The 12,121-nt window shown below is 54.9% G+C and carries 13 protein-coding genes and 1 pseudogene; 13 read left to right on the top strand and 1 reads right to left on the bottom strand.

The genetic code is table 11. The annotated features are described in order from the left end of the window. Positions 1–60: 60 nt before the first annotated feature. Positions 61–1,059, bottom strand: a complete 999-nt coding sequence (locus TX24_RS17360; protein WP_057710730.1) for an ATP-grasp domain-containing protein — start codon at positions 1,057–1,059, stop codon at positions 61–63. Positions 1,060–1,984: 925 nt separating this feature from the next. Between TX24_RS17360 and TX24_RS17355 the strand changes: the two are divergent. The 13 genes and pseudogenes from TX24_RS17355 to TX24_RS17300 all read left to right on the top strand — a co-directional run. Continuing rightward, positions 1,985–2,863 (top strand): annotated as a pseudogene (locus tag TX24_RS17355) (3'-5' exonuclease); the annotation flags it as partial. A 75-nt stretch (positions 2,864–2,938) separates the two neighbouring features. Further along, the gene (locus TX24_RS17350; RefSeq protein ID WP_057710729.1) at positions 2,939–3,250 is read left to right on the top strand and encodes a hypothetical protein; all 312 of its coding nucleotides are present in this window, start codon (positions 2,939–2,941) and stop codon (positions 3,248–3,250) included. A 157-nt stretch (positions 3,251–3,407) separates the two neighbouring features. Beyond that, the gene (locus TX24_RS30945) at positions 3,408–3,716 is read left to right on the top strand and encodes an integrative conjugative element protein, RAQPRD family (RefSeq protein WP_153839004.1); all 309 of its coding nucleotides are present in this window, start codon (positions 3,408–3,410) and stop codon (positions 3,714–3,716) included. Then, a complete protein-coding gene (locus TX24_RS17345) occupies positions 3,713–3,952 on the top strand; it encodes a TIGR03758 family integrating conjugative element protein (RefSeq protein ID WP_032877922.1) in 240 nt (79 codons plus the stop codon). Before TX24_RS30945 ends, TX24_RS17345 begins: the two co-directional genes overlap by 4 nt. Before the next feature lie 18 nt (positions 3,953–3,970). Continuing rightward, positions 3,971–4,309: a TIGR03745 family integrating conjugative element membrane protein gene (locus TX24_RS17340; RefSeq protein WP_008437401.1), complete on the top strand. Its 339-nt coding sequence runs from the start codon at positions 3,971–3,973 to the stop codon at positions 4,307–4,309. A 13-nt stretch (positions 4,310–4,322) separates the two neighbouring features. Further along, the gene (locus TX24_RS17335) at positions 4,323–4,703 is read left to right on the top strand and encodes a TIGR03750 family conjugal transfer protein (RefSeq protein ID WP_008437403.1); all 381 of its coding nucleotides are present in this window, start codon (positions 4,323–4,325) and stop codon (positions 4,701–4,703) included. Continuing rightward, entirely contained in the window at positions 4,700–5,353 is a 654-nt protein-coding gene (locus TX24_RS17330) for a PFL_4703 family integrating conjugative element protein (RefSeq protein ID WP_057710728.1), read from the top strand. Before TX24_RS17335 ends, TX24_RS17330 begins: the two co-directional genes overlap by 4 nt. After that, complete coding sequence (locus tag TX24_RS17325) at positions 5,353–6,255, top strand: TIGR03749 family integrating conjugative element protein (protein ID WP_057710727.1); 903 nt, start codon at positions 5,353–5,355, stop codon at positions 6,253–6,255. Before TX24_RS17330 ends, TX24_RS17325 begins: the two co-directional genes overlap by 1 nt. Further along, entirely contained in the window at positions 6,245–7,735 is a 1,491-nt protein-coding gene (locus tag TX24_RS17320) for a TIGR03752 family integrating conjugative element protein (protein WP_057710726.1), read from the top strand. The genes TX24_RS17325 and TX24_RS17320 overlap by 11 nt, the downstream gene beginning before the upstream one ends. Then, the gene (locus TX24_RS17315) at positions 7,713–8,141 is read left to right on the top strand and encodes a TIGR03751 family conjugal transfer lipoprotein (RefSeq protein WP_057710725.1); all 429 of its coding nucleotides are present in this window, start codon (positions 7,713–7,715) and stop codon (positions 8,139–8,141) included. Before TX24_RS17320 ends, TX24_RS17315 begins: the two co-directional genes overlap by 23 nt. Continuing rightward, on the top strand, positions 8,141–11,104 hold the full coding sequence (locus TX24_RS17310) for a conjugative transfer ATPase (RefSeq protein ID WP_057710724.1): 2,964 nt from the start codon (positions 8,141–8,143) through the stop codon (positions 11,102–11,104). The genes TX24_RS17315 and TX24_RS17310 overlap by 1 nt, the downstream gene beginning before the upstream one ends. Then, entirely contained in the window at positions 11,101–11,397 is a 297-nt protein-coding gene (locus tag TX24_RS17305) for a hypothetical protein (RefSeq protein ID WP_032877928.1), read from the top strand. The genes TX24_RS17310 and TX24_RS17305 overlap by 4 nt, the downstream gene beginning before the upstream one ends. Next, the gene (locus tag TX24_RS17300; protein ID WP_057710723.1) at positions 11,394–12,059 is read left to right on the top strand and encodes a DsbA family protein; all 666 of its coding nucleotides are present in this window, start codon (positions 11,394–11,396) and stop codon (positions 12,057–12,059) included. The genes TX24_RS17305 and TX24_RS17300 overlap by 4 nt, the downstream gene beginning before the upstream one ends. The last annotated feature ends 62 nt before the right edge of the window (positions 12,060–12,121 follow it).

Raw genomic sequence — 12,121 nt, 5'->3', positions numbered from 1 at the left:
GTGCTAAAATCACCGCGCTGCAATGGTACCAAACTTCAGGTTTCTCAATGCCTCAGGATGTCATTTTGGCACTACAGCTGCAACGGTGACCCCTTTCACACGTACGTCTGGCCGCCAAACGGTAGCTGGCTCAGGGAGATTCAGGCGGCGCGTAGCAAATATACCCGCCAAATTGACGCCAGCCTCCCGGGTATAACCAACGCCACCAGAGTAGCGCGGGTTAATTTCCAACAAGTGGGGTATACACTGCGCATCATCCTTTGTCTGAACATTCACAATGCCGTCACACTGGAAATGCTCGGCCGCTTTGAGTGCAAGCTCAACCGCTGCACCAGCGTTTTCAAAAATCTGATGGACGCCGGTCTTCCTCCGGGCCACGAACGCGATCGCTCGGCCAGCTTCGCAGACCATATCGACCGAACACTCGCTCCCGGGCATGTAAGGCATTACAAGCATCGCTGGCGGCGATGCGATTTCGCTGTAAGCACGCATGTATGTTGCGAAATTCGCAACCCGTGCATCGGGATCAGCGAAGCAGCGAAAGGAATCAGTTCCCTCTTTGAAACGCCAAAAGCCTTGACCATAGATGCCGATTGAAGGTTTTACGCACACCTCACCCGATGCCAAAAGAGTTTGGTAAGCAGCAAACATTTCCTCAGTATTCGTAGCAGTAATCGCCGGCACGCAAGCCAAGCCAGCACGCTCTGCCTCAGCAGTAAACCTGCTCTTGTCATCAACGAGGTCGAAGGTACGCATCGATGTCCCACCGGTTACCAGCACCAGGCCAGCTTCCTCGAATCGAGCCCGAGCCTGCTCAAATACCCCCCCCAATCGACCTGCCAGGATTACTTTAATGCCATAGGTTCGCGCAGTTGAAATCACCCACGAGATCCGATCTTCAGAACCACGAGGCTCAATGAAACTCATATCTGCACCGGCCGTGATTTCAGGGCGATCGTCGCGATGCGAGGCGAAAATTTTCACTTCAGGTGGCAGCGCATCACGCGCACCTTGAATAATGTCGCGCTGGCTAGACTGCCCTTCGAGAAACCAAATCATGTTTTAACCTCACTTGTAGATGTGCACTGACAGTCAAACCCGATGAAGGGGACAGACAGCATCCGATAAGTTCAACCGGAACATAACGAGTCCGGCCGTAGCGTCAAGGCAATGCAGCGCGTTGTTCCAGGATAGCGTCATCACGAGACAAGCTCCCATCCACAATCGGTTTTCAGGTTTTAAACTGGACCACTTGCATGTGGTTCCTGCGCTCGTAAAATAATTCGGGACGGTGGTGGTGAGGCAAAACTAGGCGGGATTAGCCGGAGAAAAACAAACAGCATCGTCATTTTCGAGTCGAGTCCAGTTAAGAATGCGCACCGATCGCGACATTTTTCTAACAATTTTGCAGCGACATCAAGTAAATCGTCCACAGACATTCTATTTCAGCGTATGAAGCTGCAGGGCAACTGAAGCTCTCGCTCCGGTTTTCTCATATGTCCTGGTAAACGAGTGTCAGGACACGAAGCAATTCAGTATGGCCTTCTTACCACTATTTTGCGTGCCGGAGCGGGGCGAACGAAGACCTTCATCGTCGGCGATCCAAACCAAACTATCTGCGGCTCCCTCGGTAGCTACGCAGTTCCGGTGGCTGATTTTCGTGCCGAGGTTGGAATCCCGATAAGAGAAATGGCGCTTACCCGGAATTACCGTTCGAGCAAGAGGATCATTTCCTACTTCTCGAATTTCAACGTTTATCCGACATCAATTGAGAGCGCGGGATCGAATGCGTCGTTTTCCAAGCAAGGTTTCGTACAACCAGCACGTAACACTCCCCAATTTGCATGACGAGCTAGTACGACTGATCCAAGCAAGCCTTGCTGCCGGGGTCAGTTTTCGGTCAGCGGCAACACGTAAAGGGGAAACGGTGTCCTGTCTTTCATGGGGCTCGTTCACATACTGGATCGTTGCACCGTCGGTTAGACGCGACGTGAACCAAGTTATTGCCGACATAGTAAAAATACAACGTGTCCGCAAGGTGGCAGTCGGCGATCCCCACCAGCAGATCTATCGCTTCCGCGGCGCAGAAGATGCGCTCAACAGCGACCGGATGGCCGACGCTGAACGTCACTACCTGACCCAAAGCTTTCGCTTCGGCCCTGCCGTCGCGCATGTGGCCAACATCATTCTTTTTTACAAGGGTGAGACACGAAAGCTGCAGGGGTTAGGTTGCAACACCCTGGTTAAACGGGCTCTGCCTGAAGAGCTACCGCATCGCACGTTTATCCATCGTACCGTGATCGGCGTCATCGAGAACGCCCTGCAGCTGGTCGCAAGAAACCCCAAGATTTTCTGGGTCGGCGGTATCGACAGCTACTCGTTACGCGACCTAGAAGATTTATACCTATTCAGCCGCAACCGTAACCAGGACGTGCAGAACCGCAGACTGTTGCGAGATTACCGGGACTTTTCACAGTACGTGGAAATAGCCGAGGTAAGCCAGGATACGGAGATGTTGCGATCGATCAAGATTATTACAGCCTATCCGGACCTGCCCCAGCGGATCCAAACCTTACGTTCCCGCTCGGTAGATAACGAGCTAGACGCCACCGTGACACTCACGACTGGGCACAAAGCCAAGGGGCTGGAGTGGGACTTTGTCAGCCTGTATGACGACTTTAGCGCTGATCCGCTTTCACCCGATATCGATCAAGGTCGTAAAGATGACGAGTTGAATTTGCTGTACGTGGCGGTGACGCGAGGGATGAAGATTCTAGCGTTGAACTCGATGGTGCTTTCTATCATGCAGCGCTATGTCGATGCTCGGACCTCTGCTCTCCAACCTCAGAAATCACGCGCTTAGCAGCAAACTATTTCAGATTGCTGGCACGCGCTCATTATTGAAACCCTGGTAGCTCTGCACATTGAGGACGTCGCCATGGGCCGTCAGAAATTTGAATACTACACTGAATTCTCTCCCTTTCAGTACGTTGTCAAAACCAAAAAGCTCTTCATGTTCAAGTCCGAAGAGCCCACCACTGAACCCGACACCCAGGGTTTTCTGGAAGATTCTGAACGTCAAAACCGCCTTGCTCAATTAGGCAGCGAAGGCTGGGAGCTGGTCAGCGTCCAGCCCGTGGTCAAAGGAGAAGTCAAGGTTGGCAATCAAAACGCCCAAGGCTGGGCTTACGGATTCGCCTTGCCCACCGGCTATCTGCTGTTCTTCAAACGCCCTATCCACTGTGATTGATGGTGTCGGTACCTTCAGAAGAAATCCTTACAGTCCTGAATATGGTTTTCTTGCGGCGACCATAGCTTGATCACGGCAAGCTGACGGCATCAGGAATGACTAGAGCCCAGCCGTGATCCAGTACCCGCGTCTCACTGCACTCACTTGCCGACTTGCCTTGCCAGGCCTCATCGCACTTTTTGGATGCGGCCTGCCTGTCTCTCATGCGACCGCTGCTTCAGCCTCCGAACAGGCCAACCTGGACGTGATGATCCGCCAGTTAAATGCCCTTGAGGACACCGCACGTCGTAGCGCTCAAGTGGCCGACGAACCTGGCAAGCGTTACTTCTTCGATTACCAGCGTCTAGCAGGTGATATCGCTCGAATTCGTCATGGGTTGGAGGGCTATTTAACCCCAACCCGAGCCCAGCCTCGTGATCCTGTTGAGCTGTCAGGCCAATACACGACCGAAGGACCCAAGCCATGAGCATGAGCGGCGCTCAGGCTGCTGCGTTTCAAGCGGCGGGAGGATTCCCTGCCTCGACGAGCTACCTGTTTTTTGTCGGCGTCGCTGTAGCCATCATCTTTATGTGGGGCGCCTGGGCTATCTGGAGCTGCTACCGAGGATGGGCCACTGGCAACCTTGATCGAACGATTGCCTCGACCTCGGTCGTCCGCATCCTACTGCTTTGCATGATCCTCACCACATTTGTTCTTAGTTGACCCTATGGGAGATACACCATGACTTCATTCTTAAAACCGGGCCGCATGCTGATCGGGTTGCTTGCTCTCCCCCAACTGGCCATGGCGGCTCTTCCGCAGTCTCAGCCTCCTACCCGGGGGGAAGGCTCTAACCTGATGCAAACCATGCAGAACTACGCCTTTGACGGTTTTACTTTGCTTGGCCTCATCATCTGCGCCGTCATTTTCAGTGGCGTTGCTTGGCATGCCTTCGGCACCTACCACGAAATTCAACTTGGCAAGAAAAAATGGGGAGATCTGGGGGCGACAGCCGCCGTTGGCGTCGCCATCCTCGGTGTCGCCATTTTTCTGGTCACCAAGGCTTCAAATATTCTTTAAAAGAGCCGTGGCCATGACAGAACTCTCAGACGATGGGACCCTGATTTTCCTCCCTGTGCGATTGAACAACCAGCCAGTCATTATGGGCGGCCTTACCGCTGACGAAATGTGGGCCACCTTGGCGTTAAGTACCGGCGCAGGGCTGGTTATCGGTATTCCGGCCGCGATATTGACCCAGATTTGGGCACTTATCATCGGCGCCGCCATGCTCTGTGCTGTCCTAGGGCTGTTTCTTGCCAGTCGTTTCTTGCGTCGGTGGAAACGCGGCCGACCTGATACATGGCTATACCGCCAGATGCAATTGAACATCGCGCGGTTTTTTCCGACCTGGAATAAAGCCCTGCTGATTACTCGTACAGGTGCGTGGACCTGTCATCGAACGGAGGTTCAATGACTTACCGTAAAAAAGTAGACGCCCAACTGGCCCACATCAACAGCCTGCGCATGGTCATTGGCTTTCTCATTGCACTGGGTCTGTACATGGCTTATGGCTGGCAGAGCGCACCGCGTGACCTAACTGTTCATGTACCTCCAGATCTACGTTCAGGTAGCACCCGTAGGTGGTGGGATATTCCACCGGAGTCGGTATACGCCTTCGGTCTGTACATTTTTCAGCAGATGAACCGTTGGCCCGTTGACGGTGAAACCGACTACGAGGACAACATTACCCGCTTGGAAAGCTACCTGACTCCCAGCTGCAAAGCCTACTTGCAGAAAGATTTCGAGCTACGCCGCAATAGCGGGGAACTGCGCAAACGTGAACGGGGTGTATTTGAAATTCCAGGCAGAGGCATCGACGATAAGTCTGAGCAACATATTGAGCAGCACAGCATCAATGACTGGACCGTCAACCTGGATATCACCGCTGACGAGCACTACGGCGGGGAGCGCGTAAAGCGGGCATTTGCTCGCTATCCATTACGAATTATCCGATCTGACGTCGATCCCGAAAAAAACCCATTCGGCCTGGCCTGGGACTGTTATAGCAGTAATCCACAACGCATCGAAGTCTCCGCAGAAACGACCAGAGCAGGAGGCAAATGATGACACGCCGCCTACTGATCATCGGGCTCTTAGCCCTTCACTTCTGCGGGTTGGCCAACGCCGTCGAAATCCTGCGCTGGGATCGTATCCCTATAGCACTGCCCTTGATCGTGGGTCAGGAGCGTATTGTCTTTGTGGACCAAAACGTACGGGTGGGTCTGCCTCGTAACCTCGTCGACAAACTGCGCGTGCAGAGCACCGGTGGTGCCCTCTACCTGTTGGCGAAAGAGCCGATTGAACCGACTCGCTTACAGCTGCAGAACATGAACTCCGGTGAGATCATGCTCGTGGATATCATCGCAACGGTAGGGAAACCGAATCAGGTCGCATCCGAGCCGGCTAAAATTGTAGCCGGGGACAGTCCCGCCCCGCGTTACGGCCAAGTCAACGCCAAACCTACAAGCAACCATGCAACTTCTTCCACGGCCCAAGCCAGCGCTCAAGCCGAAGAGGATGAGGACGCGCCGAAACCGCGTCGTGAGACCCCACTTCCGGTGGTCATGACGCGCTATGCCGCACAGATGCTTTACGCGCCCCTACGCACCGTTGAGCCCGTGGAGGGGATTGCTCAGATCAATCTGAAGCGCGGTTTGGACCTCACCACCCTAATGCCGACATTGCCGGTCGAAGCCTCTGCGTTGGGGTCGTGGCGGTTAGACGAGTATTGGGTCACGGCGGTGAAGCTACGTAACACAAGCGCCCAAAACCTCACATTGGATCCGCGTGACCTGATGGGTGACTTTGTCACCGCGACTTTTCAGCATCCCTACCTTGGCGCCAAAGGTGATTCTAGCGACACCTCGACGGTCTACCTAGTGACCCGCGGCCATGGTCTAGCCGAATCGTTATTGCCGGCCGCCATCAGCCAGATCGATCCGAAGGGAGGCCGTCGTGAAGAGTAATCCACTTGTTAAATACCTGGTCATACCGTTCGCGATCCTGGCGATATACGTAGTGGTCAAATTATTCAATCGCGAAAGTGCCGATCAACAGGTTCATGCGCCGGAAAAGGTTGTACTTAGTACCAAGGAGGCTAAAAAGCTTGGGGTTGACGGAGATACACCCAGCGACACATTGCGCACCATTGTCGTGGAAAGCAGACAACTCAAGGACCAAGTCTCCAATGCTTTGAAGAACAATGACGAGCTAAAGCAACAGAACATCGAGCTGCAAAAACGCCTGCAGAACATCGACCTCAACGTCGATAACAAACTGCAGAACGTTCAGCAAACGATGAAGCAGGAGGCGCAACAACAGAGCCAAACCCTCTTGGACACACTGCAGCAGCAGTACAATACCCTGAGCAGCAAATCGGGCAGTGGCAATGAGTCTGGATCTGATTTGCCGATCGGCTTCGGCGTTCAGCCAGGTGACGGTCAAGGCTTCAAAGGCGGACCCGGCGCGGACGTTGTTTGGATAGAGCCGCAGGACGCAACGCCGGTCGATGTCAACGGCAAGCCCATCGCTGCCGGGTCAAATCAAACGGCAAGCGGCTTCAACTTCCCGACCTCTTTTGGCGAGTCCGTGGACCGAGGACAAAATGCACTGCGCACGGGCGCTCAAAGTGTTGCGAATGAAATCTCGCCACAGGAGGCCCGCAAACAGGTGCGTAAGGTCTATACCTTGCCGCAGAACTCGACATTGATGGGTTCGGTGGCTATGTCCGCGCTGATCGGCCGGGTGCCCATTGACGGCACTGTCAACGACCCCTACCCGTTCAAGGTATTGATTGGGCCGGACAATCTCACGGCCAACGGCATCGACTTGCCCGACGTCGCCGGCGCGGTGGCCAGCGGAACGGCTTCCGGCGATTGGACCCTGTCTTGCGTACGCGGTCAGATAAAAAGCCTGACGTTCGTCTTCAATGACGGCACTGTGCGCACGCTGCCACAACCTCAAGAAGAAACGAATAGCAGTCAAAATAGTAACAACCAGAACAATGGCAACCAAACCACCATTCAGGGTGGCCTGGGCTGGATAAGCGATGCCTATGGCATTCCTTGTATCAGTGGCGACCGCAAAAGCAACGCCTCGCAATACATTGGCTCGCAGGTACTGATTACCGCCGCCGGCGCAGGTGCTGCCTCCCTCATCAAGTCAGATGGAAACAGCGGCTCTTTTATAAACCCTCAGTCCGGGACCATCGGTTCTGTCGGCGGCTCGGGCAGTGAAGCCATGGGCAAAATCATTGGCCAGGGCGTCAATGACGTCTCCAGCTGGGTCAACAAACTCTACGGGCAAGCCTTCGCAGCGGTGTATGTACAACCCGGGGCAAAGATAGCTGTGCACCTGGACCAGCAACTGACCATCGATTACGAACTCAATGGCCGCAAGGTCAACTATCGCTCAGGAGCCCGTCATGTTTCGACTGCGCTTGACTAATCATGGCTTAAAACTAGGTGCATACCTGGCCATCGCCCTACTCGCCTCGGCCTGTTCCACCAACAAAGACGAATTGCTCCCCCATGGGGACCGCACAATGATGGACGTTTGGGATCAAGGTTCCAGCGGCTCAAGCAGCTCGAGCAGCCGCCAATTGCTCGATGCACGCCAAGATCTTCGTCGGCCTCTGGAGACGAGGGAAACAGACAGCACCATGTTCACACGTACCGCACAAAACGAGATCTACAGCCAATTTAAACGCCTACCCAATCCCGACCTGGTGATGTACGTCTTTCCTCATTTAGCGGGTTCAGACCCGGCACCGATCCCAGGCTACACCACGGTGTTTCCGCTGTATCAGCGGGTGCAATACGCCATGCCTGGCGAACGCACGGAGGCATATTGATGGGTTTTTTTGAACGATTCAAAACGCGACGGGCGACAGAGCGTGTGGAACCTGGCGTAACACCAGGTTCGCCGTTATCTGACGATGTGCAGGGACCAGCCACCGAGACGTTTGAGGCTGCGACAGAGCGTTACTACGAACGCCTTGCTGCCATGGGTATTCCATCGCCGAGCGATTGGCGTAACCCAAAGAAAAAGCCAGCCACAACCGCTGATGCTGACCGTCTATACGACGTCAACCCCTCCTTCGTAGACCTACTGCCCTGGGTGGATTACCTGCCTGCAGAAAAAGCCATGCTATTGGAAGACGGCGTGTCACGCGCTGCCTTTTTTGAGCTGACACCGATTGGTACCGAAGGTCGGGATCCCGAATGGTTACGCAAGGCCCGCGACGCCCTGGAAAACGCCCTTCAGGACTCCTTCGACGAGCTTGAAACCTCACCCTGGGTGGTTCAGCTCTATGCCCAGGACGAAACCAGCTGGGACGATTACCTTCAGCAACTGCATGACTACGTTCAACCACGCGCACAAGGCAGTGCATTCACCGAGCTTTATTTGAAGCTGATGAAGCAACACCTGGAATCCATCTCCAAACCAGGCGGGCTGTTTGAAGACACCAAGGTCAGCCAACTGCCCTGGAGGGGCCAGCAGCGCCGCGTCCGTGTTGTTGTCTACCGCCGTACCCAAGGCGCGCAAGCGGATGTGCGAGGCCAGGCGCCAGGTCCTTACCTGAAAATCATTTGTGATCGCTTGGTGGGCGGCTTGGCGAACGCCGGCATTAAAACCCATCGCATGGATGGCCACGCCATTCGCCATTGGCTGATTCATTGGTTCAATCCACGTCCCGATCATCTTGGCCCTGCCGATGCAGATATTCGCCGCTTCTACGAATTGGTATGCAAGCAAATACCTGGTGCTGCAGAGGGCGAGCTGCCGCTCGCCAGCGGCACTGACTTCTCGCAAAACCTGTTTTATCGCGAACCACTGTCAGATATCGAGAAAGGTCTGTGGTATTTCGACGGCCTTCCTCATCAGGTGGTGATGCTTGACCGCTTGAGGGATGCTCCCAAGACCGGGCACTTAACCGGTGAAACCCGAAAGGGTGGTGATGCGCTCAACGCGCTGTTCGACAAAATGCCAGAGGACACCATTCTCTGTATCACTCTCGTGATCACCCCGCAGGACATTCTCGAAGGGCATCTGGAACAGCTTTCACGCAAGGCAGTTGGAGACACTCAGGCCTCGATCCTGACACGCGAAGACGTCGCCACCGCCCGTCAGTTGCTCGGGCGCAAGCACAAGCTGTACCGAGGTAGCGTAGCGTTTTACCTGCGGGGTAAAGACGATGCCCAACTGCACGAACGCAGTTTGCAACTCAGCAGCGCATTGCTGGGTGCGGGCATGGAGCCGGTGGAACCTCGGGATGAAGTGGCACCGCTGAACTCCTATCTTAGATGGCTACCCGGCAACTTCGACCCCAATGCGCGCAAAGCACTGGAGTGGTACGCACAACTGATGTTCGCCCAACACATTGCGAACCTGGCCCCCGTCTGGGGTAGGTCGACCGGTACCGGGCACCCGGGTATTACCCTGTTTAACCGTGGGGGAGCGCCGATAACCTTCGACCCACTGAACAAGCTGGACCGACAGATGAATGCGCATTTGTTCATTTTCGGGCCTACGGGTTCAGGTAAATCGGCCAGCGCGACAAACATCCTCAGCCAAATCATTGCCATCTATCGGCCACGTCTGTTCATTGTGGAGGCTGGCAACAGCTTCGGCTTACTCGGTGATTTCGCCAAAAAGTTGGGTTTGACAGTAAACCGGGTTCGACTTGCCCCTGGATCGGGTGTCAGCCTCGCGCCATTCGCTGATGCCGTGAAGCTCATCGAGCCCAGCCAAAACGTGAAGATTATCCAAGCTGATGATCTTGAGGCGTCGGACGAACATCTGACTAGCCAGACCGAGGATGAACAACGCGACATCCTGGGCGAGATGGAAATTGCGGCCAGGCTGATGATCACCGGTGGTGAAGAAAAAGAGGATGCCCGTCTTACTCGTGCCGACCGTAGCGCCATCCGCCAATGCATCCTGAATGCAGCGAAAAAATGCGTGACGGAACAACGTATCGTTCTGCCGGAAGATATCCGTGAAGCGCTGCGAGAAATGGGACTAGAGCCCGGTATTCCAGACGCCCGAAGCTCACGATTCTTGGAGATGGCGGAAGCCTTGTCCATGTTCTGTATGGGCACCGAAGGCGACATGTTCAACCGTCCTGGCACCCCATGGCCAGAAGCGGACATTACCATTGTCGACCTTGCCACCTATGCGCGAGAAGGCTATAGCGCACAGATGGCCATCGCTTATATTTCCCTGCTCAACACGGTCAACAACATTGCCGAGCGTGACCAGTTTAAAGGCCGTCCGCTGATCTGCTTCACCGACGAAGGCCACATCCAGTTGAAGGTCCCACTCCTATCCCCCTACTCCGTCAAGATTACCAAAATGTGGCGAAAGCTCGGCGCCTGGTTCTGGATGGCCACCCAGAACGTTGACGACGTGCCGCCAGAGGCCTCAGCCCTGCTCAACATGATCGAATGGTGGATGTGCTTAAACATGCCGCCTGATGAGGTGGAGAAGATCGCGCGGTTTCGTGAACTGACTCCTGCACAGAAGTCGATGATGCTGTCAGCGCGTAAAGAAAGCGGCAAATTCACCGAGGGCGTCGTGTTGTCCAAAAGCATGGAAATGTTATTCCGGGCGGTACCACCGAGTTTGTATCTGGCCCTGGCCATGACCGAGCCGGAAGAGAAAAAGCAACGCTTCGACATCATGCAAGCCAAAGGCTGCAGCGAGCTCGATGCCGCCATTGAAGTTGCTGCAACGCTTGACCGCTATCGCGGTATCGAACCTCACATCATTACTTTCCCCGAGCAAGTCACGGCCTTGGAGCGCCAAGCATGAGAGCATTGAATTCCCTGACCCAGAACCTGATAGAAAGTCTGACCCAGCTGCTTGAACAACCGGGTGAAGACGCCCTTCAAACCCTTGAGGTGTGTGCCCCCGTTTTGATAGAGCAACTGCAACAGGTCTTGGTTCGTGCGGTGGATCGTCGTGACATCGAGTCCCAACTTCACGCGGTGTTAGCCAATTGGCTGCGACAGCACCCACAACCCGAGAATGCTGAGAACGCTCTTCTTGAGGCCCTTCGTAAACAAGCGCTGCTTTCATCGAAGCCAGCAGAGGCTCGGGCATGATAGGCCTTCGCAAATATTGGTTGATGCTGGGGTGCGTTTTGGCAGGCACATCGATGGCCTGCTTAGCCCTCACTCGAAGTGAGATACCATCCCCGCACAACACAGGCCCGTGGTTGTTTGGTCCTTCCAAAGCACGCTGGACTGTGACTGAGTTCGCGGATCTGGAGTGCCCCTACTGCAAGACGTACACACCTGCGTTGAAAACCTGGATACAGCAGCAGAAGGATGTAAACCTGCAGTGGCATCATCTGCCACTGGATGTGCACGGTCCCACCGCATTACACGAAGCCAAGCTCGCTGAATGTGCGGGGGCGCTTGGTGGCGCACCTGCCTTCTGGCAAGCCATTGACCAGATCTTTGACCGGACCCGTAGCAACGGTGAGGGTTTCGATGGGCATCTGAAAGTTGTTGGTGTTACTAACCAGGCCCTGTTGTCCTGTGCAGCCACCGACAAAGTGATCGCCCAGCGTGTCGGCCAGCAGGCCGAGGAGGCCGTCAAAGCCGGGGTTACGGCCACTCCTACTGTCATAATTACAGACAACACGACGGGCAGCTCCGTAAAGCTTGAGGGACCAGCTGATGGGGTGTTGTTGTTATCAGCCATTGATTGGCTAGCTCAAAAAAATGTGCAGCGGCGCTCTGAATCGATGACGCCGCGCTGAACTACACTGCATCAGTCGAGCCTCGCTCCCTCTCGATACTCGACGGCCCGCACGTGCGGGCC

It is taken from the genome of Pseudomonas lactis, assembly GCF_001439845.1.
In the GTDB taxonomy this organism is placed as follows: Bacteria; Pseudomonadota; Gammaproteobacteria; order Pseudomonadales; family Pseudomonadaceae; genus Aquipseudomonas; species Aquipseudomonas lactis.
Note: the sequence above shows the minus strand (reverse complement) of the source record. Positions and strands in the feature narration are given on the sequence as shown.